At 69.1% G+C, this 21,056-nt stretch carries 15 protein-coding genes; 7 read left to right on the top strand and 8 right to left on the bottom strand.

The genetic code is table 11. The features are described from left to right. Positions 1–65: 65 nt before the first annotated feature. Positions 66–2,090 carry an acetoacetate--CoA ligase gene (locus tag AC1D2K_RS08650; protein ID WP_478087935.1) on the bottom strand — a complete coding sequence of 675 codons (2,025 nt, stop codon included), beginning with the start codon at positions 2,088–2,090 and terminating at the stop codon, positions 66–68. A gap of 289 nt (positions 2,091–2,379) precedes the next feature. On the opposite strand from AC1D2K_RS08650, the gene AC1D2K_RS08645 reads away from it, so the two are divergent. Further along, complete coding sequence (locus AC1D2K_RS08645; RefSeq protein WP_478087933.1) at positions 2,380–4,005, top strand: mechanosensitive ion channel family protein; 1,626 nt, start codon at positions 2,380–2,382, stop codon at positions 4,003–4,005. A gap of 21 nt (positions 4,006–4,026) precedes the next feature. Here the strand turns inward: AC1D2K_RS08645 and AC1D2K_RS08640 are convergent, their stop codons facing one another. Together AC1D2K_RS08640 and AC1D2K_RS08635 are read right to left on the bottom strand one after the other, a co-directional pair. After that, positions 4,027–6,324, bottom strand: a complete 2,298-nt coding sequence (locus AC1D2K_RS08640) for a DUF6351 family protein (protein WP_478087931.1) — start codon at positions 6,322–6,324, stop codon at positions 4,027–4,029. Positions 6,325–6,353: 29 nt separating this feature from the next. Further along, positions 6,354–8,582: a DUF6351 family protein gene (locus tag AC1D2K_RS08635; protein ID WP_478087929.1), complete on the bottom strand. Its 2,229-nt coding sequence runs from the start codon at positions 8,580–8,582 to the stop codon at positions 6,354–6,356. A gap of 265 nt (positions 8,583–8,847) precedes the next feature. Here AC1D2K_RS08635 and AC1D2K_RS08630 point away from each other — a divergent pair, with 265 nt between their 5' ends. Then, a complete protein-coding gene (locus tag AC1D2K_RS08630) occupies positions 8,848–9,933 on the top strand; it encodes a PAS domain-containing sensor histidine kinase (RefSeq protein ID WP_478087927.1) in 1,086 nt (361 codons plus the stop codon). Then, positions 9,930–10,565 carry a response regulator gene (locus AC1D2K_RS08625; RefSeq protein WP_478087925.1) on the top strand — a complete coding sequence of 212 codons (636 nt, stop codon included), beginning with the start codon at positions 9,930–9,932 and terminating at the stop codon, positions 10,563–10,565. Before AC1D2K_RS08630 ends, AC1D2K_RS08625 begins: the two co-directional genes overlap by 4 nt. Before the next feature lie 34 nt (positions 10,566–10,599). Here the strand turns inward: AC1D2K_RS08625 and AC1D2K_RS08620 are convergent, their stop codons facing one another. From AC1D2K_RS08620 to AC1D2K_RS08600, 5 genes are all read right to left on the bottom strand, one after another. Further along, the gene (locus AC1D2K_RS08620) at positions 10,600–11,037 is read right to left on the bottom strand and encodes a MaoC family dehydratase (protein ID WP_478087923.1); all 438 of its coding nucleotides are present in this window, start codon (positions 11,035–11,037) and stop codon (positions 10,600–10,602) included. 75 nt (positions 11,038–11,112) lie between these two features. Beyond that, positions 11,113–12,393 (bottom strand): benzoyl-CoA 2,3-epoxidase subunit BoxA, encoded by a 1,281-nt coding sequence (boxA, locus tag AC1D2K_RS08615; protein ID WP_478087921.1) that lies wholly within the window; start codon positions 12,391–12,393, stop codon positions 11,113–11,115. Between the two features lie 187 nt (positions 12,394–12,580). After that, on the bottom strand, positions 12,581–14,008 hold the full coding sequence (gene boxB / locus AC1D2K_RS08610) for a benzoyl-CoA 2,3-epoxidase subunit BoxB (protein ID WP_478087919.1): 1,428 nt from the start codon (positions 14,006–14,008) through the stop codon (positions 12,581–12,583). 38 nt (positions 14,009–14,046) lie between these two features. Next, a complete protein-coding gene (gene boxC / locus AC1D2K_RS08605) occupies positions 14,047–15,717 on the bottom strand; it encodes a 2,3-epoxybenzoyl-CoA dihydrolase (protein ID WP_478087918.1) in 1,671 nt (556 codons plus the stop codon). Positions 15,718–15,854: 137 nt separating this feature from the next. Next, positions 15,855–16,787 (bottom strand): helix-turn-helix transcriptional regulator, encoded by a 933-nt coding sequence (locus AC1D2K_RS08600; RefSeq protein WP_478087916.1) that lies wholly within the window; start codon positions 16,785–16,787, stop codon positions 15,855–15,857. A gap of 165 nt (positions 16,788–16,952) precedes the next feature. On the opposite strand from AC1D2K_RS08600, the gene AC1D2K_RS08595 reads away from it, so the two are divergent. The 4 genes from AC1D2K_RS08595 to AC1D2K_RS08580 form a co-directional block, all read left to right on the top strand. Further along, positions 16,953–17,417 carry a 4-hydroxylaminobenzoate lyase gene (locus AC1D2K_RS08595; protein ID WP_478087915.1) on the top strand — a complete coding sequence of 155 codons (465 nt, stop codon included), beginning with the start codon at positions 16,953–16,955 and terminating at the stop codon, positions 17,415–17,417. Between the two features lie 121 nt (positions 17,418–17,538). After that, entirely contained in the window at positions 17,539–19,119 is a 1,581-nt protein-coding gene (locus tag AC1D2K_RS08590) for a 3,4-dehydroadipyl-CoA semialdehyde dehydrogenase (RefSeq protein WP_478087913.1), read from the top strand. Further along, a complete protein-coding gene (locus AC1D2K_RS08585) occupies positions 19,116–20,663 on the top strand; it encodes a benzoate-CoA ligase family protein (RefSeq protein ID WP_478087912.1) in 1,548 nt (515 codons plus the stop codon). The genes AC1D2K_RS08590 and AC1D2K_RS08585 overlap by 4 nt, the downstream gene beginning before the upstream one ends. Before the next feature lie 79 nt (positions 20,664–20,742). Beyond that, on the top strand, positions 20,743–21,056 hold a 314-nt coding region (locus AC1D2K_RS08580), incomplete at its 3' end, for an alpha/beta fold hydrolase (protein ID WP_478087911.1).

The following is a 21,056-nucleotide window of genomic DNA, read 5'->3' as shown; positions in this document are numbered from 1 at the left end:
GGTGAAACACCGCGGAACCGGCTTCGCCGGGCCGCTGGTGTTGCCCCCGGTAGGGGGTGGGAGGGCTACACGCAGTGAGCCCGACCTGGGGGCGAGCGTTGTTCCGCGAACGCGACGTACCAATCGAGGCTGGCCGGGTTGGCCATTGCCTCGCGGTTCACGACCCTCTCGATCGGCTGGCCCAGCAGCAGCTTCTTGATCGGCAGCTCCTGCTTCTTGCCCGACAGCGTGCGCGGGATCTCGGCCACCTGGAAGGTGTCGTCGGGCACGAAGCGCGGCGACAGCGAGGTGCGGATCGCGTGGTGGATCCGGCCGCGCAGGGCGTCGTCGAGCACCGCGCCCTCGCGCAGCACCACGAACAGCGGCATGTAGCTCTCGCGCCCCAGGTATTCGAGGTCGACCACCATCGAGTCGAGCACCTCGGGCAGGCCTTCGACCGCGTTGTAGATCTCGCTGGTGCCCATGCGCAGGCCCTGGCGGTTGATGGTGGCGTCGCTGCGGCCGTAGATGATGCAGCCGCCGTCCTCGCCGATCCGGATCCAGTCGCCGTGGCGCCAGACGCCGGGGTAGGTGTCGAAGTAGCTCGACAGATAGCGCGCGTTGCCTTCGTCGCCCCAGAAGCGCAGCGGCATCGACGGGATGGGCTGCGTGCAGACGAGCTCGCCGACCTCGCCGATCACGGGCTGGCCGGCCTCGTTCCAGGCGTCGACCGCGGCGCCTAGGAAGCGGCACTGCATCTGGCCCGGAACTTCGGGCAACTCGCGGTTGCCACCGACGAAGGCGCCGCAGAAATCCGTGCCGCCGGAAATGTTGTACCACCAGACCGTGGGCGCGCCGGCCGCCAGCAGCTGCGCTGTGCCCCAGCGCTGCACCTCCTCGGCCAAGGGGGAGCCGGTGCTGCCCAGCGCCCGGACGCCCGCGAGATCGCCGCAGTCCTTCGCCTCGAGGCCGGCCTTCATGCAGCTGGCGAAATAGGCCGCGCCGGCGCCGAAGAAGCTGACCCGGTGCCTGGCGACGAAGCGCCACAGCACGCCCCAGTCGGGCTTCTCGCGGCTGCCGGCCGGGTGGCCGTCGTAGATGCAGATGGTCGAACCGAAAGCCAGGCCCGAGAGCTGCGAATTCCACATCACCCAGCCGGTCGAGCTGTACCAGTGGTAGCGCTCGCCGAAGTTGTTGGCGCTGTAGCTCGGGCCCAAGTCGTGATGCAGGCCGCCGGCGTACATGTTGACGATGATGCCGCCCTGCCCGTGCACGATCGGCTTGGGCAGGCCGGTGGTGCCGCTCGAGTAGACGATCCAGACCGGGTGGTCGAAGGGCAGCCATTCGGGCTCGAAGGCCGCGACCTCGGCATCGTCGCGCGCCACGGCGGCGGTCCAGTCGGCATCGGCCGCGACCTGCTGCGCGGCGTAAGGCGTCTTCAGCAGCACCAGCCGGCCCACGCTGGGCAGCGAGGCGCGCAGTTCCTGCACCACGGCGCTGCGATCCAGCGGCTTGCCGCCGTAATGCACGCCGTCGGCGGCGATCAGCAGCTTGGGCTCGATCTGGCGGAATCGGTCGACCACCGCGGCGGTGCCCATGTCCGGCGCGCAGACGCTCCAGATCGCACCGACGCTGGAACAGCCCAGGAAGGCGATCAAGGTCTCCGGTACGTTCGGCAGGTAGGCCGCGACGCGGTCGCCGCGCCCGACGCCGAGCGCGCGCAACGTCAGCGCGAAGGCATGGACCTGGCGCCGAAGCTCGGGCCAGGACATCTCGCGCACCTCGCCCCGCTCGTTCTCGCTGATGACGGCCGGCATGCCCGCCGCATGCGCCGCGTCCACATGGCGCAGCACCTCGCGTGCGTAGTTCACCTGGGCGCCCGGGAACCAGCGCGCGCCGGGCATGCGCGCCTCGGCCAGCACGGCGCTGGCCGGCGTCGGCGACTGCATGCCGCTGAAATCCCAGATGCTCTGCCAGAAGGCCGGCAGGTCGGTGACCGACCAGCGCCACAGCGCGTCATAGGTGTCGAAGCTCAGGCCGCGCGTGTCGCGCAGCCACTCCTGGTACAGGCGGATCCGGGGAACGAAGGGGGCGGGGGTTGTTGGGTTCACCCCCGCAGCCTAACGCGGCGGGCGCCGGCGCATCAATGCGGGAAAGCACCGCGCGCCTTGTCCGGGCCGGCCGATCGTGGTGTACTTTCTGCCGGTTCACAAGGAGCAACCATGACGCATCGAAGCCTTGCACTTCCAATTGCCATCTGCCTGGCGACGGCGGCGCTCGCTGGCTGCGAGCCGAAACCGAAGGAACCCAAGGCGGCGGCGACCACAGCGGCGCCGGCCCTCCTGGCACAGTTCGGGACTGCAACGCTGCAGGCCCGTTGAGGCTCGCTTGGCACCCGGGATGGCTCTTATTCGTTTCTTCTGTTTCGTCGCCCATCTCGGGGCGCCCCTGCGCCGGGCCGTCTTGCTGCTGGCCTGGCTCCTGACCGCGGCGGCGGGCGCCGGCGCGGCCCAGGAAGCCGCGCCCACGAGCGCTTCGCTGAAGGTGTGGAATCGCCAGGTCTTCGTCTTCCGCGTGCCGATGTTCGGCCTCTCGCCGCAGCAGCGCGCCCATCGCGCCACCGAGCGCATCCGCGAGCTCCGGTTGGAAAGCCTGGGCGCGCCCGTCGAGGTCGCGAGCTTCACCCATGAAGGCGTGCCGGGCTATGCGGTGATGCTCGAAGGCGGGACCTTGTTCGCGATCTTTGCCAGCGATCTGGAGCCGGGCGATCCGGGGGTGGCGCAGGTCGCTGCGCAGGCCGCCGCGCGACTGCACGAGGCCCTGCTCGCACGGCAGGCGCAGAGCAGCACGCGCCAGTTCGCGATCTCGCTCGGCTGGGTCGCCCTCGCCACGGCGGCCCTCGCGGCGGTGGTGTTCGCGCTGCGGCGGCTGGCCGCCGGCATCGAGGCCCGGATGCAGGCCCTGCACGCACGCGCGGCCGCGCGGCCCCTGTTCCACGCTCGCCGGGTCATCGTGTCGGCCCTGGGCTACGCGATCCAGTGGCTCAAGTTCGCATTGATGCTGATGGCGGTGTACGTCTGGCTCGCCTACGCGCTGACCCGCTTCCCCTACACCCATCCATGGGGCGAGACGCTCGACAGCTCGCTGTTCGCGGTGGCCTCGGGGATCGCGGTCGCGGTGCTGCACGCGCTCCCCGACCTGGCGCTGGTCGCTGCGATCTTCCTGATGGYGCACCTGGTGGTGCGCGGCCTGCATGCGCTGTTCAATGCCGCGCACGCCAGCGGCGTGAAGGTCGCGGCGCTGCAGGCCGACACCATCGGCGCCACGCGGCGGCTGACGGTGGTGCTGGTGTGGCTGTTCGCGGCGGTGGTCGCCTATCCCTTCATCCCGGGGTCCGACTCCGATGCGTTCAAGGGCCTGAGCGTGTTCTTCGGCGTGCTGGTGACGCTCGGCTCGTCCGGCGTGGTGTCGCAGATCATGTCCGGCTTCGTGCTGATCTATTCGCGGGCGCTGCAGCCCGGCGACTACGTGCAGATCGGCGAGGCCGAGGGCTACGTGATCGAGCTCGGCACGCTCTCGACCAAGCTGCGCAACCGCCTCGACCAGGAGGTCACGCTGCCCAACTCGCTGGTGGTCGCGACCCGGATCCTGAATTCGAGCGACACCAGCAGGACCAGCGGCCGCGGCATCGCGCTGTCCACCTCGGTCACGATCGGCTACGACAGCCCCTGGCGCCAGGTGCATGCCATGCTCGTGATGGCCGCCGGCCGGACCCCTGACCTGCTGGCCGATCCGCCGCCCGCGGTGCGGCAGGTGCGGCTGCAGGATTTCTACGTCGAGTACGAGCTCAACGTCTTCATGCGCGCGGGGGCGCCCAAGTACGACGTGCTCAACACGCTGCACGGCCACGTCCAGGACGTCTTCAACGAGTACGGCGTGCAGATCATGTCGCCGAACTTCGTGCTCCAGCCCGCCACCCCGGTGCTGGTGGCCAAGGAGGACTGGCGGCCGCCGCCTGCGCAGTGAGCAGTGCGGAGCGTGGGGGCATCAGTAGCGCAGCCAGGTCCCCTTCAGCTTGGCCTGCCCCACGCCCGGCTTGCTGAAGTCGCACACGCCCTGCGCAAAGATCGCCTTCAGCCGCGCCTCCTCGGGCCCGGTGAACACCGCCGGCGCATAGTCCGCGACGTCCACGGGCTTGAGCTGGCACTTGAGCACGTCGTCGCTCACCGGGCCGCCCGCCACCATGCGCGGCGCCGGGGTCTTCGGATAGAGCGTGTTGCACTTGCCGCTGCCGCTCATGGTGGCCGCCTCCATGTAGCGGGCGCTGTCGTTCACGTCCCAGCACGAGTCGACCGCGTCGCCCGGCTTGTGCCGCACCACCTTGTCGGCCGTGAGCGTGGCCGGGTCGGCGGTGATGCCGTCCAGCCAGGACGTCATGAGCGTGAGGCGGGTGAGGATCAGGTCCTTCAACAGCAGCGACAGCGGAAGGACCTGCTCCGGCTTGCCGACCAGCTTGGCCAGGTCCGGGTGCGGGAACAGCCAGATCACCTGGTTGTCGGCGCGGCCGTTGGCCTTCTGGAGTTGCTCTCGGATCTTGATGTCGTTGTAGATCGTGTGGATGTCGCCGCCGGGCTCGGCGTAGGGATGCACGCTCAGGATCGGCACCGTCGCCAGGCCGCCGCCGCCCGAGCCGATCCGGCCCAGTTCATAGCTTCGCGCCAGCGCCTGCGCGTCGGCCACCGTGCGCTGCGGCTTCACGATGTTGCCGTCGACGTCGTAGCCGCCGATGGTCTCGTTCAGGTCCAGGAACTCGGTCGTGGTGACGAGGCCCTTGCGAAGCGCGTCGAGGCCGTACTGCACGCCGACGTTGTCCAGCGGACGGCGCGCGAAGCCGGTCGCGGGGTCGCGCCCGAGGCTGTTGGCGTTGATGTCGTACACCGTGCAGCGCGCGCCCGCCGGGTTGGTCAGCGGGCTGTAGACCTTGGTGCCGTCGTTCAGGCCGCAGGCCGGCGTGACCGATCCGCTGGTGGCCAGCACGGCGTCGCCGTTGCCCTTGTCCCAGCTGGCGCAGGTGATGCCGAAGGGCGTGTTCAGGTGGCCTTCGAAGGCCCTGCGCACCGTGGAACTGGCCGGTGGGTTGGCGATGAAGTAGCGGTTCAGCAGCCGGCAGTCCGAGACCGCCATCGCGGTGCCGAAGACATCCGGAAAGGCCGAGTCCGGCATGATCCCGTCGAGGATGCCCGGATAGTTCTGCGCGATCAGCATCTGCTGGATCGCACCGCCCGAGCCCCCCATGCCGACCACCCAGCGCGGCACGCCGTAGGCCTTCGCGATGTGCTCGCGCAGCATGGTGGCGGTCTCGGCGGCGACCACGTCGTTGACGTTCACCTTGTTGACGTTCAGCGTCGAGACCACGTAGGCGAAGCCGCGCTCCAGCGCCTTCACGCTCTGCTGGTCGACGGGATCGGCCTTGAAGGCCTCGTTCACCGAACTGGCGCCCTGGTTGTACTGGGCGGCGGTCGACTCGCCGAAGCGGAACACGACGCGCTGGTTCCAGCCGGCGCTGTTCCATTGGCCGGCGACGGCGGGGTCGTCGAGCACCGCGATGCGGTAGATCGAGCGGTTGATGGTGCCGGACTCGACCCGCACGATGAAGGGCACCGTCTTGCCGTCGATCGTCGTCGCCGTCGCCAGATCGGCCGGCCGCGCGCCCAAGGGGTCGCCCAGCGGCTTGCGCACGCCGGCCGCCGTGAAATAGAACCAGTCGTAGCGCGTGGCGACCGAGCAGCTCGCGTCCAGCGGCGCGCCCAGGCCGGACTCGGAGGTGCGGCACTCGAAGGGCGAAAGCTGCGGGCCCGAGAACATCGGGCCGGTGATCGGATGGTTGGTGAGCGTGAGCTCGCCTTGGGCCTTGCCCGGGCCGGCCTGCGCGACCAGCTGGTTGCTCCCGAGCGCCAGGCCCGACACCAGTCCGCGCAGCGTGCGGCCATCGGCCGAGGCCTTCAGCATCGCGCTCACGTCGGTGCCATCGCGCAGCACACGCACCTCGGCGGCATCCAGCCCCTTCGGCACGTCGACCTCGACCAACGCATCGCCGCCGCTGACCAGGTCGGGGCGGCTCGACAGGACCGCGATCTTGAGCGCCCCCGGCGTGGTCTTCACCGGGTCGGAAACGCCACCGGCGGCCGCCGGCGGCGGGGCGACGGTGCTGGCCGGAGGCAGGCCGACGGCGGAGCTCCCGCTGCTGCCCCCGCCGCAGGAGGCCAGCGCGCCCAGCAGCAGGCTGCCGGCGAGCACTGCCAGGAGAGGGGGCCGCAGCCGGGCGTCGCGTTTCACGGGGTTCATCGAGGTCTCCTTGTCGTTCTCGTTCGGGCTCACAGGCCCGCGGGCCGGCCCAGGTCGGGCTTGGCGTAGTCGCAGACGCCGGCGGCGAAGATCCGGTTCAGCCAGGCCTTCTCGGCCGTGCTGAACGGATCGGCCGCGCCGCCCGCGCTCGGCGCGTAGGTGCCGTYGGCCAGCGCCGTGGCGACCGGCTTGGGCGTGCACTTGAACAGGTCGCCACGGTACGAGTCGCCAGCCACCATGCGCGGGCTGGTGTTGACCTTGAAGGCCTGGGTGCAGGCACCCGCGCTGTTCTTGTCCAGGATGCCGCCCCACACCCCGGGGCCGGCCGCGATGGACTGGCCCGCCGCGTCGAAGCACTGGTCGGCGAAGCGTGCCGGCCTGGCGCCGCTCGTGAGGTAGGCGTCGAGCACCGCGAGCGCATCCGTCGCCCGCGTGGCCACGTCGGCCTTGCTGGTCTCGTGCGTGAACCAGATCACCTGGTTGGCGGCATTGCCGCCGCCGGCCACCAGTCGGGCGCGGGCCGAGAAGGACTGGCGGGAGTTGTGCATGTCGAGCACGTCTTCCTTCCACGGCCGCAGGTCGATCAGCGGGATGTCCAGCGTCTTGCCGGTGAACACCTGGCCCGAGGTGTAGGCCAGGTTCATCGCCTTGAGGCTGCCGCTGCGGCGCGGCGCTGGCGTGCCCGCGTCGGTGCGGCAGTCCGCGCTGCGCCGCATGTTGCGGCTGTCGAAGGGGTCGGTGCCAGACAGCCAGTCGACGAATTCGTTCTGTTCCTTCCAGCTGCCGGCACAGGCGTTGATGCGCAGGAACTCCTCGGTCGTGATCGCGCCGTCCTTCAGCGCCTGCAGCCCGTACTGCACGCCGACGTTGTCGATCGGGATCGGCGCGAAGCCCTGGGCGTCGGTGCCGTAGATGTTGGCCAGGTCGTTCCAGTGGGTCCACTTGACGTTGGCGAAGGCGTTGGGCCAGCCCAGGGTGGTCGCGGCAGCGAAATAGTCAGGAACGATGAAGGTCGGATTGAAGACCAGCGGCCCGGCGCCCAGCCAGCTCTTGACGCACTCGGAAGATTTCAGCGTGTCGCTGGTCGCAAGCCCCTCGATCAGCGTGCGACTGCTCCAGGTGGCCCACATCGATCCCGGGGCCAGCGCCGTCTCGTCCTTGAAGTACTGCTCGAGCAGCGAGCAGTCGGACACGTAGGTCACCTGCGTCACCATGTCGGGATAGGACTGGATCGGCACGCCCCCATCGAACAGGCCCTTGGGCCGGTTCTGGCCATAGACGTACTGCTGCACCGCGCCGCCCGAGATCCCCATCGCGACCGTGTACTTGGGCGCCCCATAGGTCTGGACGAAGTGCTCCTTGACCATCACGGCCGTTTCCTCGCCGAGCTGGAGGTTGTAGTGCACGCCGGTCTCGTTGCCCGAGGAAGAAACGACCGCATAGCCCTGCTCGAGCAGGCGCGGCATGACCGGCTTCTCCTCGCTCCAGAGGCCGCCGAACCACATCGCCTTGCCCTGCTGGTGGCCGATGCCGACGCCGCCGCGCATCCAGTAGACAAGCTTCTTGTTCCAGGCCGTGTTGTCCAGGTCCTTCGGCTGCGCGGTGGTCTCCGCGAACGGCGCCAGCATCGCCACGCTGTAGGCGAAGCGGTTGATGGTGCCTGCCTCCACGCGCACGACGAACGGCACGTCGACGCCGTTGACCTGCACGCGCCGCATGTCGGCCGGCGGCGTGGTGAACTGGGTCGCCGGATCGAAGGCCGCGAAGTCGCTGCCGTTGTAGTAGACGTAGCGCAACTGGGTCTTCACGCCGCAGTACCGGCTGTGGCCAAGCAAGGGGCTGCTGGCGTCGCCTGGCTTCTGGTAGATCGGCTGGCCGATGCCTTCGTGGTTGTCGACCTCGGGCGCGCCGAGGCTCGACAGCTGGGTCAGGCACAGGAAGGGCTGCTGCTGCGGCCCGCTGAAGGCCGTTTCGCCGGACGGCCCCATTTCGCCGAGCCAGAACTTGAGGCCCGCCAGCGAGACTTCGGGCCGCGGCGTACCGGATTCCGGGACAACCGGCGTGCCCGGACCCGGCCTGACCGGGGCGGCGGTCGGCACCCCGCCGGCGCCGGAGGCCGCCGGTGTCTGCGTTGCGGGCGGGCTGAACAGGCCCGCGCCGCCACTGCTGCCCCCACCGCACGCGACCAGCGCCACCGCGGTCAAGGCGACCCCCATCCAGGCAGCCGCGAGCCGCGCCTGCTTCCAGCACTCGTTCATTCGCTTGTCTCCGTCGTTCTCGTTGTGGGCGCGCGCCAGAGGCGGCACGCCGTCCGATGCTAGTGAGAGCGCGCTCCAACGACCAGTCAGATCAACGGGAAGTTCGTGTCAGATAAACGGGCCCCGGCCCCAGGGGAACTACCGACGCGTCTACGGCTTAACGCGGATGCGAGCCGCAGTCCGAGGYGGCACAATGGATTAACTAGATAGAAAACAATCGGAGACAAGGCTGCGTGCGCCGGGAGACCGGTGGGCGCAAAACACCATGACGCACGAACCCCTTGATACAAGCGGGATCGAACCCGTTCCGTTTCGCGGGATCGTGGAGCAGTCCGTGGCCGGGATCTACATCCTGCAGGACGAGCACTTCCAGTATTCCAACGCGACCTTCGGCGCAATGGCCGGCTACTCGGTCGACGAGATGACCGGACGCCCGCTGCGCGAGTGCGTGCCGCCCGACTACGAGGCGGAGGTGATGGACCGCTACAACCGGCGCATCTCGGGCGAGGTGAAGAGCATGCGCTTCATCACGCAGGGCCTGCACCGCGACGGCCGCGTGGTCTACATCGAAGTGCACGGCGAGGCCATGCAGTACCGCGGGCAGCCGGCGATCGTGGGGGTCGGCGTCAACGTCAGCGCCCAGGTGCAGCGCGATGCCGAGCTGCAGCAGTCGCGGCAGGAGTACCGCCAGCTCGCCTCGCACCTCAACAGCATCCGCGAACAGCAGCGCGCCGACTACGCGCGCGAGGTGCACGACGTGCTGGGCGGCCTGCTGACCTCGATGAAGCTCGACGTCGGGCGCATCTCGCGCCGCTCGCGCTCGCGCACCATCCGCGGCATTGCGACGGACCTGAACGCGCTGCTGCTCGAAGCCATCGACAACGTGCGCGAGCTGTCGGAATCGATGCGCCCGCAGCTGCTCGACCACCTGGGCCTGCACGCCGCGATCGCGGGCCACCTGGCCCGCTTCCGCGAGCGCTCGGGCCTCAAGGTGAGCATGCAGCCGGACGAGTTCGATCTCGACCTGTGCCGCTGGCGCTCGATCGCGGTCTACCGGATCTTCCAGGAGGCGCTGACCAACGTGGCGCGCCATGCCAGGGCGACCGCCGTGGCGGTGCGCCTGCGCCGCAGCGACGACGCCTTCTGGCTCGAGATCGAGGACAACGGCTGCGGCATGCCCGGCGCCGGCAGCATCCGGCACGACGCCACCCGCCATTCGCTCGGACTGATCTCCATGCGCGAGCGCGCGCACGAGATCGGCGGCACCCTGCTGATCGACTCCGCCCCGGGCGCCGGCACCCGGATCACGCTGCACGCACCGATCATCGACAACCCGCTGCTGCGCGCATGATCAACGTGCTGATCATCGACGACCATGCGATGTTCCGCTCGGGCCTGCGCAAGGTGCTTCAGGATGCGCCGGACATCGCGCGGGTCGAAGAGACCGGCGAGTGGCGCGACGGGCTCGCGCTGCTCGAGCGCGGCGACACCCACGTGCTGCTGCTCGACATCAACCTGCCCGACACCAGCGGGCTGGACGTGCTCGACACGGTCCATGCGCGCTTCCCGGCGGTGCACGTCGTCATGCTGAGCATGTACGCGGCGCCGCAGTACGCCATCCGGGCGCTGCGCAACGGCGCCAAGGGCTATGTGGCCAAGGACATGGAGGCGAGCGACCTGATCGCGGCGATCCGCAACGTCAACCGGGGCAAGAAGTTCATCACCCCCGCGGTGACCGACGCGCTGCTCGACTCGGTGAACGGCCTGGCGCCTCATCCGCGACCGCACGAGCACCTGTCGGCGCGCGAGTCGCAGATCATGCGGATGATCGTCGCGGGCGAGGCCTTGACCGCGATCGCCGAACGGCTGCTGATCAACGTGAAGACGGTGAGCACCTACCGGCGGCGGATCCTCGAGAAGCTGGGGGTCGCCTCCAACGCGCAGCTGGTGCAGTACGCGGTGCACAACGGCCTGCTCGACTGAAGCGCCCGGGCGGGATCGGCCTGCGTGGCGGGGATCAGGCCGGCAGCCTGAACAGGCTGGTCGCCTCGAGGTCGAGCACCGGCAACTGGCGCTGGTTGAAGAGCCGCCAGCGCCAGCGCAGGATGCCCAGCGTCGGCCGCTTCTCGGAGCGCCGCACCTCGATCACGTCGGCCAGCAGGCGCAGGCTGTCGCCCGGGCGCACCGGATTCGGCCACTTGAGGAAGGCCAGGCCCGGCGAGGCGAAGGATTCGGAGCCGGCCAGCGCCGCCTCGGTGACCAGCCGCATCGCGATCGCGCTGGTGTGCCAGCCGCTCGCGATCAGGCCGCCGAAGGGCCCCTCGGACGCCGCCTCGGCGTCGGTGTGGAACCACTGCGGGTCGTAGGCCCGAGCGAACTGCAGGACTTCCGCCTCGGTCACGAGGTACGGGCCGGCCTCGATGACGCGGCCCGCATGGAAGTCGGCGAACTTCATCGTGGCAGTTCTTTCTGGTCAGTTGAGGACAGAGCAAAAACTGCTGCGCAGTTTCTTGGTCTGTCCCGCAAGGTCTCAGTATGTCTCCAGATGCAGGCGGCCTTCGCGCTTGAGGCCCGAGCCGACCGTGTCCCAGTCCAGACCGGCCTCCGTCGCGACGTCGCGCAGCGCCAGCACCACGCCCTCTTCCATGCTCTTGAGGCCGCAGACGTAGAAGTGGGTCTGGCCGTCCTTGAGCAATTCGGCCAGGTCGGCGGCGCGCTCGCGCATCAGGTCCTGCACGTAGCGCTTGGGGCTTCCCGGCGTGCGCGAGAAGGCGAAATTGATGTCGATGAAGTCCTTGGGCAGCGTCTGCAGCGGACCGAAGTACGGCAGCTCCTGCTGCGTGCGGGCGCCGAAGAACAGCATCAGCTTGCCGCTCTCGAACTTGCCGCTCTTGCGCAGCCGCCGGCGCCATTCGGTCATGGCGCGCATCGGTGCGCTGCCGGTGCCGGTGCAGATCATCACGATGTGCGACTTGGGGTGGTTCGGCATCAGGAACGAGGCGCCGAAAGGCCCGATCACCTGCACCTTGTCGCCGACCTTGAGGTCGCACACGTAGTTGCTGGCCACGCCGCGCACCGGCTTGCCCTGGTGGTCCTCCAGCACGCGCTTCACGGTCAGCGAGATGTTGTTGTAGCCCGGCCGCTCGCCGTTGCGCGGACTCGCGATGGAGTACTGGCGCGCGAAGTGCGCCTTGCCGTTGGCATCGGTGCCGGGCGGGATGATGCCGATCGACTGGCCCTCGAGCACCGGGAACGGCATGGYGCCGAAGTCGAGCACGATGTGGTGGGTCTGGTTCTCGAAGCCGGCCTCGGTGCAGTTGAAGTTGCCCACCACGGTGGCGGTGGTCGGATTCTTCGGCGGATGCAGGTTGGTGTAGGCGTGCGCGGCCGACCAGGGCGGCACGGTGGAACCGTACTGCGCCGAATCGAAAACCACTTCGCCGGGCGCCGCTGGCGGCTGCGGCGGCGCGGCCGGCACTTGCTGCAGCAGCGCCTCCTGTGGCGCACCGACGCCTTCGGCCTCGAGCTGCTCGGGCGTGAGTTCGGCCGGCAGCTCGTCCCAGGTCAGCTGCTCCTCGATCGAGTAGGCGCGCACCAGGGGCATGGTGCGCCAGTTGTCGATCGAGCCGGTCGGGCACGGCGAGATGCAGGCCATGCAGCCGTTGCAGACATCGGCACGAACGACGTAGTTGCGGTCGTCGTGCGTGATCGCATCGACCGGGCAGGTGGCTTCGCAGGTGTTGCAGCGAATGCAGATCTCGGGGTCGATCAGGTGCTGCCTGATCACAGAAACATCGACTGCCATGTCCATCGTGGGTCTCCTCTATCGTCCAGACGGTCCATACCGTTCAGGGTACTTGTACCGCCCCGGCCGCGCATAGCGCCGGCCCCTTCGTGAAACACCGCGGAGCTGGCGTGGCCAGGCCGCTGGTGTTGCCCCCGGTAGGGGGTGGGCGCCCGGACACGAAGTGCCGGGCAACCTGGGGGCGAGCAACAGTTCAGCCGAAGCGAACGTACTCAAAATCCACAGGTTGACGGTTAATGCCCATCACCGGCGGCGCGATCCAGCCGGCGAACTTGCCCGGGTCGACCACCCGGCCCATCAACGATGCCACGAAAGCAAAGTCATCGGGCGTCGGCAGCCATTCGCCCTTCTTCGCGGCCCATTCGGCCTCGCTCACCACCCGGCCGTCCGGCGACATCTTGATGCCGGCCAGCGCGCCGATCTGGCGGTTGAATGCCTTGTGCGGCACGGTCAGGCGGGTCGGGATGCCGGCCTTCTCGAGCACCTTGTTCCAGCGCTGCACGCCGGCCACCGAGTCCTTGATGAAGTCGTCGCGCAGCACTTCGTTGAGCGCGTTGAGCATCGGCACGTCCTTCTCGACGAGCTGGCCGTTCACCACCTCGAGCACCTTGTAGGTCTGGCCCTTGAGCACGTGGTCGTCGGTGCGCTTGCCTTCTTCGTAGCGGCCCTTCAGGCCCGAGCTGTAGAAGATCGCGGCGTTGCTCGACTGGTCGGCGCCGAACAGGTCGATGGTCACGCTGTAGTGGAAGTTCAGGTAGCGCTGGATGGTGCCGAGGTCGATGGCGCCGGCCGCACGCACCTTCTGCGGATCGTCGGTCTTGAGTTCGTTCATGACCTGCGCGGTGCGCTGCAGCACGCGCGACACGCCGCTCTCGCCCACGAACATGTGGTGCGCTTCCTCGGTCAGCATGAACTTGGTGGTGCGCGCCAGCGGATCGAAGGCGCTCTCGGCCAGCGCCGACAGCTGGAACTTGCCGTCGCGGTCGGTGAAGTAGGTGAACATGAAGAACGCCAGCCAGTCGGGCGTCTTCTCGTTGAAGGCGCCCAGGATGCGCGGGTTGTTGGCATCGCCCGACTGGCGCTGCAGCAGCGCCTCGGCCTCTTCGCGGCCGTCGCGGCCGAAGTGCTTGTGCAGCAGGTAGACCATTGCCCACAGGTGGCGGCCCTCTTCCACGTTGATCTGGTAGAGGTTGCGCAGGTCGTACATGCTGGGCGCAGTCAGGCCCAGGTGGCGCTGCTGCTCGACCGAGGCCGGCTCGGTGTCGCCCTGCGTGACGATGATGCGGCGCAGGTTGGCGCGGTGCTCACCAGGCACGTCCTGCCAGGCCTTCTCGCCCTTGTGGTCGCCGAAGTGGATCTCGCGGTTGGCGTCGCCCGGGTTCAGGAAGATGCCCCAGCGGTAGTCGCGCATCTTCACGTGGCCGAACTGGGCCCAGCCCTGCGGGTCGACGCTGACCGCCGTGCGCAGGTAGACCTCGTAGGCGGTCGAGCCATCCGGGCCGACGTCGTCCCACCAGTTGACGAAGTTGGGCTGCCAGCCTTCGAGCGCGCGCTGCAGCGTGCGGTCTTCGCCGAGGTTGACGTTGTTGGGGATCTTTTCGCTGTAGTTGACCGTGCTCATGGCGTGCTTCCTTTGGGAGTTCGTTGTGGGCGGATGGATCAGACGCGGTTCAAGTCGAAGCCGGCCTTCTCGCCGGTGCCGTAGACCTTCAGGGCACCCTTGGCACCGACCGCGTTGGGGCGGTTGAAGATCCAGTTCTGCCAGGCGGTGAGCCGGCCGAAGATGCGGGTGTTCATGTTCTCCTTGCTGGCGAAGCGCAGGTTGGCTTCGAGGCCGGTCAGCGCGTCGGGCGACATCGCGGCGCGTTCCTCGATCGCCATGCGGATCTCGTCGTTCCAGTCGATGTCGTCGGGCGCGGCCGTGACCAGGCCGAGCTTCAGCGCTTCGTCGGCATCCAGCGCCTTGCCGGCGGCGCCGCGCGCGCCTTCCAGCGGAGCGCTCTCTTCATAGAAGCGGCGCTGCAGGCGGCTCTGGTCGTTGACCATCGGGAAGAAGCCGAAGTTGAGCTCGTTCAGCGTCAGCTTGGGCGCCTTCTCGGGCGCGTCGGGCAGCGCCAGCATGTAGGCGCGGTCGGCCGCGAAGGCCAGCTCGGCCAAGGTGCCGGCAAAGCAGGAGCCCTCTTCGACCAGGGCGAACAGGCTGCGCGACGAGACGTCGAGCCGGGCCAGCGTGCGGCGCAGCGCGCCGATGGTCTCGCGCACCAGCCAGTGGTCCTTGTTCGCCAGCATGGTGGCGTCGCTGGCCAGCACGGCCTGGGCATCGCCCTCGGTCTTGAGCAGCCAGGTGCCGATGTCGAGCTCGTTGGTGCGCAGGTTCAGGATCGCGTCGTCGAGCTGGCGCGCCATCGCGAGCGGCCACCAGCCGGCGCCGGCGGCTTCGATCGCGCCGATGTCGGCCGGTTGCGCACCCTTCGGCGCCTTGACCGTCAGGGTCGCGGTGCGGCGGGCGCGGTCGATCTCGACCGTGACGTGCTCGTAGCGCAGGCTGTCGGCGCCGTCCTCGCGCTCGAGGCGTGCCAGGCTGACGCCCTTGCCTTCGGCCGGGCGAAGGCTGCCTTCGGCCAGCTTGGCGGCGCGCTCCTGCACCGCGGCGCCGAACTGGGCCGGCTTGGCGATCGCATCGACCAGGCGCCACTCGACGGCGCGCTGGCCGCGAACGCCTTCGACGCTGGTGCAGAAGATGTCGGCCAGGTCATGGCGCACGCGGCGCTTGTCGGTCACGCGGGTCAGGCCGCCGGTGCCGGGCAGCACGCCGAGCAGCGGCACTTCGGGCAACGAGACCGAGGAGGAACGGTCGTCGACCAGAAGGATCTCGTCGCACGCCAGGGCCAGCTCGTAGCCGCCGCCGGCACAGGCGCCGTTGACCGCCGCGAGGAACTTCAGGCCCGAATGCTTCGACGAGTCCTCGATGCCGTTGCGGGTCTCGTTGGTGAACTTGCAGAAGTTCACCTTCCAGGCATGGCTCGAGACGCCGAGCATGAAGATGTTGGCGCCCGAGCAGAAGATGCGGTCCTTGCCGCTGGTGACGATCACCGAGCGCACCTGGGGATGCTCGAAACGCACGCGGTTCAGCGCGTCGTTGAGCTCGATGTCGACGCCCAGGTCGTAGCTGTTGAGCTTGAGCTTGTAGCCCGGGCGGATGCCACCGTCTTCCGCGATGTCGAGCGACAGGCGGGCCACCGGGCCCTCGACACTCAATGTCCAGTGGCGGTACTGCGTGGGATCGGTGCGGTAATCCACGCGGGCGGGGTGAGCGGCAGTGTCGGTCATGTCGAGGTCTCCTGTGGGGTTCGGGGGCGTCGAGGAACAATAATGCAGTTTTCGAGCGCCAGGACATGCATCATGCTGCATGTTTGCGGACGCGTCAACACTGGAATGACTTTTTTACAGGTCCTGCAACGCCGGCCTCAGACTTCCTGCGCCATGGCCTCGCGCACGGCCGTGCGCAGCAGCTGGAAGCTGTCGGCCAGGCCGCGCCCGCTGGTGTCCACGCTGAGGTCGRCCTTCGAATAGAAGGCCGCGCGGCCGCTCAGGATGCGGCGCAGATCGTCCATCGCCTCCTTGCTGGCGGCCATCGGGCGGGTGTCGCCCTGGGCGGCCACCCGGCCCATGTGTTCCTCGGGTGCGGCTTGCAGCCAGACCGTGGTGCAGTGCGCCAGCAGCTGGTTGAAGGTGGCCGGATCGGAGACGATGCCGCCGGGCGTGGCGATCACCACCTCGCTGTAGATCTGCACCGTTTCCTCGAGTGCGCGCCGCTCGTAGCGGCGGTAGGCGTTGGTGCCGTAGAGGTCGTGGATCTCGCGCACGCTGCAGCCGGCGAACTTCTCGATCTCGCGGCTCAGTTCGACGAAAGGCACTTCGAGGTCGTCCGCGAGCATCTGGCCCAGGGTGGACTTGCCTGCCCCGCGCAACCCGACCAGCGCGATGCGCCGGTGCCGCGCCGGGTCGCCGGCCGCGGTGCCGAGCAATTCGCCCAGCGCGATGCGGGCGCGGCGCAGGTCGGCCTCGCCGCGGCCCTCGAGCAGCTCGCGGATCAGCAGCCATTCGGGCGAGGTGGTGGTCACGTCGCCGACCAGCTCGGCCAGCGAGCACTGAAGCGCGGTCGCCACCTGCTGCAGCACCAGGATCGAGGCGTTGCCGATGCCGTATTCAAGATTGGCCAGATGGCGCTCCGAGACCTCGGCCGCCTGCGCCACGGCCTTGCGCGTCAGTCCGCGGCGGGCGCGCAGGTTGCGCACGCGCTCGCCCAGCGCCGCCAGCAGCGGGTTCTTGGCCTCCTCGGCCGGCGGGGTCGCCTCATGGGGCACGGTCAATACCGCGTCGACAGCTCGCTCGTTCATGGCTCTTTCTCGTTGTCCTCGATGGCCCGCAACTCAGGGTTAACGCGCACTCATGCACTATATTGCTTGACACTCACTGTGTCGGTGCTTATGGTTCGTGTACAGGCAAGATACTGCACGAAAGCATTTGCCGCAAGTTGTTCCCCACGCACGAAGAAATATCCCATGTCCAAGCAAGCCTTCCACCAGCGCGTCGCCGACCTGGCGTCGCAGATCGCCGGCCGGCCGCTCGACGACGAGCTCGACCGCTGGCTCAACAGCCAGCATGGCGCCGGCAGCCCCACCTTCGAAGGCCTCAAGCAGGCCTGCGTCGAGGGCGTGGCCGAAGGCTGGCTGTGCGAGCGCGAGGGCGGCGGCATCCGCTATGGACGGGTGTTCAAGGCCGAGGACGCGCTGGGCCGCTTTTCGGTCGACGTGGTCGACATGCGGGACATCGCCGGGCCGCACCACACGCATCCGAATGGCGAGATCGATTTGATCATGCCGCTGGAGGGCGACGCGACCTTCGACGGCCGGCCGGCCGGTTGGTGCGTCTATCCGCCCGGGAGCGCCCATCACCCCACGGTCGAACAAGGGCGCGCGCTGGTTCTTTATCTCCTGCCCGAAGGGCAAATCCAGTTCACCAAATGACCCACACCCCCAGGTTGGCTCACTGCGTGTAGCCGCCCACCCCCTTGCAGGGGGCAACACCTGCGGCCCGGCGAAGCCGGTTCCGCGGTGTTTCACGAACAGACGATTGGAACCATCCGCAATGACCGAATTTCTCCCCAACTACGTCGCCGGACGCTGGCAGGCCGGCAGCGGCGCCGGCACGGCGCTCGTCGATCCGGTGCTCGGCACCGAGCTGGCGCGGGTCGACGCGACCGGGCTCGACCTCCCCGGCGCCTTCCGCTTCGCCCGTGAAACGGGCGGCGCGGCGCTGCGCGCCCTGACCTACCGCGAGCGCGCCGGCTTGCTGGCCGCGATCGTGAAGGTCCTGCAAACCCACCGCGACGCCTATTACGAGATCGCCACCGCCAATTCGGGCACGGTGAAGAACGACTCGGCGGTCGACATCGACGGCGCGATCTTCACCGTGGGGCAGTACGCCAAGTGGGGCGACGCGCTCGGCGACGTCCGCGCGCTGCGCGACGGCGAACCGGTCAAGCTCGGCAAGGAACCGCTGTTCCAGTCGCAGCACCTGCAGGTGCCCACGCGCGGCGTGGCGCTGTTCATCAACGCCTTCAACTTCCCGTCCTGGGGCCTGTGGGAGAAGGCCGCGCCGGCGCTGCTCTCGGGCGTTCCGGTGATCGTGAAGCCCGCGACCTCCACCGCCTGGCTCACGCAGCGGATGGTGCGCGACGTGGTCGAGGCCGGGGTACTGCCGGCCGGCGCGCTGTCGGTGGTCTGCGGCAGCTCGGCAGGGCTGATGGACCAGTTGGAACCCTTCGACGTGGTTTCGTTCACCGGCTCGGCCGAAACCGGCGCCGTGATCCGCTCGCACCCCGCGGTGGCGCAGCGCTCGGCGCGCGTCAACATCGAGGCCGACAGCCTGAATTCCGCCCTGCTGCTGCCGGATGCGGCGCCGGGCTCCGACGCCTTCAATCTGCTGGTGCGCGAAGTGGTGCGCGAGATGACCGTGAAGTCGGGCCAGAAATGCACCGCCATCCGCCGCATCCTGGTGCCCGCCGCGGTCTACGACGCCGCGGCGCAAGCCATCGGCGCCAAGCTGGCCGGCATCACCGTCGGCAATCCGCGCAACGAGGGCGTGCGCATGGGGTCGCTCGTGAGCCGCGCCCAGCTGGCCGCGGTGCGCGAAGGGCTGGAGGCGCTCAAGGCGCAGGCCGGCGTGTTGCACGATGGCAGCGCCGCGCCGCTGGTCGACGCCGACCCGGCCGTCGCCGCCTGCATCGGCCCGGTGCTGCTGGGCGCGCGCGATGCCGACGCGGCCGACCGCGTGCACGAGGTCGAGGTCTTCGGCCCGGTCGCCACGCTGCTGCCCTACCGCGACCTCGACCATGCGGTCGCGCTCGCGCATCGCGGCCAGGGCTCGCTGGTGACCTCGCTCTACGGCGCCGACGATGCCGAGCTCGGCCGGGTTGCCGTGCAGGTCGCCGCCAGCCACGGCCGCGTGCACGTGATCACGCCCGAGGTGGCGCAGGCCCAGACCGGCCACGGCAACGTGATGCCGATGTCGCTGCACGGCGGCCCCGGCCGCGCCGGCGGTGGCGCCGAGCTGGGCGGCCTGCGGGCGCTGGGCTTCTATCACCGCAAGAGCGCCGTGCAGGCCAGCCCCGGCGTGCTGGCGCAGCTCGGGCTTCAGCAGACAAGGACCGAAGGAGACACACGATGAACCTGCCCGACACATTCAACTTCGCCGAACACCTGTTCGTGCTGAACCGCGGCCGCGCCCAGAAGATCGCCTATGTCGACGACCGCGGCGCGCTCGGCTACGGCCAGCTCGAGGACCGCGCGCGCCGGCTCGCCGCGGCCCTGCTGGCGAGCGGCGCGCGACGCGAGGAGCGCGCGCTGCTGCTGATGCTCGACGGCAGCGACTGGCCCGTGAGCTTCCTCGGCTGCCTCTATGCCGGCGTGGTGCCGGTGGCGGTGAACACGCTGCTCACGGCCGACGACTACGCCTACATGCTCGACCACAGCGGCGCCACCACCGCGCTGGTGTCGGGCGCGCTGCTGCCGGTGCTGCAGGAGGCGATGGCGAAGGGACCGAACGCGCTGCGCACGCTGTTCGTCTCGCAGCCCGACGGCCCGCTGCCCGAGGGCGCGCGGAATTTCGACTCCGCCATCGCCGCCAGCGAACCGCTCGCGGCACCGGCGGCCACCGGTCCGCAGGACCACGCCTTCTGGCTCTATTCCTCCGGCTCCACCGGCAAGCCCAAGGGCACGGTGCACACGCACGCCAACCCCTGGTGGACCGCCGAGCTCTACGGCAAGCCGGTGCTCGGCCTGACCGAGAACGACATCTGCTTCTCGGCCGCGAAGATGTATTTCGCCTACGGACTCGGCAACGCGCTGACCTTCCCGCTGTCGGTCGGCGCCACCGTGCTGCTGATGGCCGAGCGCCCCACGCCCGATGCCACCTTCAAGCGCTGGACCGGCGCCCACAAGCCGACCGTGTTCTTCGGCGCGCCGACCGGCTTCGCGGGCATGCTCGCCTCGCCCCGCCTGCCGGCGCGCGAGGCGGTCGCGCTGCGCATGTGCTCCTCGGCCGGCGAGGCGCTGCCGGGCGAGATCGCGCAGCGCTTCCAGCAGCACTTCGGCTGCGAGATCGTCGACGGCATCGGCTCGACCGAGATGCTGCACATCTTCCTCTCCAACCGGCCGGGCGACATCCGCTACGGCACCACCGGCCGCCCGGTCGAGGGCTACGAGATCGAGCTGCGCGGCGAGGACGGCCGCCCGGTCGCGGTCGGCGAGGTCGGCGACCTCTACATCAAGGGCCCGAGCACCGCGCTGATGTACTGGGGCAACCCCGAGAAGAGCAGCGAGACCTTCCGCGACGGCTGGACCAAGAGCGGCGACAAGTACTCGCGCGATGCCGACGGCTACTACACCTATGCGGGCCGCAGCGACGACATGCTCAAGGTCAGCGGCATCTATGTCTCGCCCTTCGAGGTCGAGGCCACGCTGATGCAGCACCCGGCGGTGCTCGAGGCCGCGGTGATCGGCAAGGAGGACGCCGACGGGCTCACGAAGACCAAGGCCTTCGTGGTGCGCAAGGACGGCCAGTCGGTCAGCGACGACGAGCTCAAGGCCTTCGTGAAGGAACGCCTGGCGCCCTACAAGTACCCGCGCTTCATCGAGTTCGTGGAGGAACTTCCAAAAACCGCCACCGGAAAGATCCAGCGATTCCGTCTTCGCGAGCGGGAGCAGAAATGACCCCCACGTTCGGCACTTCGTGTCCTCTCTGCCCCCCGAGGGGGCGCGTTTCGCCTTGGGGCGGCCCGGCGGCGAAACCATGACCACCGACTCCGAATTCGCCGCCATCCGCTGGCGGGGAAAGGAAGTGCGCATCGAGTACGCGCGGATCGCCCCCGAACGCACCGACGCGCCGCTGGTGGTCTTCCTGCACGAAGGCCTCGGGTCGATCGCGATGTGGAAGGATTTCCCCGAGCGCCTGTGCGAAGCCGGCGGCTTCCGCGGGCTGGTGTTCTCGCGCCCCGGCTACGGCCGCTCGACGCCGCGCGGGGCCGACGAAACCTGGGATGTCGACTTCATGCACCGGCAGGCGCACGAGGTGCTGCCGGCGTTCTTCGAGGCGCTGGGCATCGC

This window comes from Variovorax sp. P1_H12_2 (genome assembly GCF_056405335.1).
This window is presented reverse-complemented; position numbering and strand designations above follow the sequence as displayed.

Bases quoted from the DNA above. Each gene is read 5' to 3' on its own strand.
- AC1D2K_RS08590 (WP_478087913.1), top strand. From the start codon at position 17,539: ATGACCGAATTTCTCCCCAACTACGTCGCCGGACGCTGGCAGGCCGGC.
- AC1D2K_RS08625 (WP_478087925.1), top strand. From the start codon at position 9,930: ATGATCAACGTGCTGATCATCGACGACCATGCGATGTTCCGCTCGGGC.
- boxC (WP_478087918.1), bottom strand. From the start codon at position 15,717: ATGACCGACACTGCCGCTCACCCCGCCCGCGTGGATTACCGCACCGAT.
- boxB (WP_478087919.1), bottom strand. From the start codon at position 14,008: ATGAGCACGGTCAACTACAGCGAAAAGATCCCCAACAACGTCAACCTC.
- AC1D2K_RS08630 (WP_478087927.1), top strand. From the start codon at position 8,848: ATGACGCACGAACCCCTTGATACAAGCGGGATCGAACCCGTTCCGTTT.
- AC1D2K_RS08595 (WP_478087915.1), top strand. From the start codon at position 16,953: ATGTCCAAGCAAGCCTTCCACCAGCGCGTCGCCGACCTGGCGTCGCAG.
- AC1D2K_RS08620 (WP_478087923.1), bottom strand. From the start codon at position 11,037: ATGAAGTTCGCCGACTTCCATGCGGGCCGCGTCATCGAGGCCGGCCCG.
- AC1D2K_RS08640 (WP_478087931.1), bottom strand. From the start codon at position 6,324: ATGAACCCCGTGAAACGCGACGCCCGGCTGCGGCCCCCTCTCCTGGCA.
- AC1D2K_RS08585 (WP_478087912.1), top strand. From the start codon at position 19,116: ATGAACCTGCCCGACACATTCAACTTCGCCGAACACCTGTTCGTGCTG.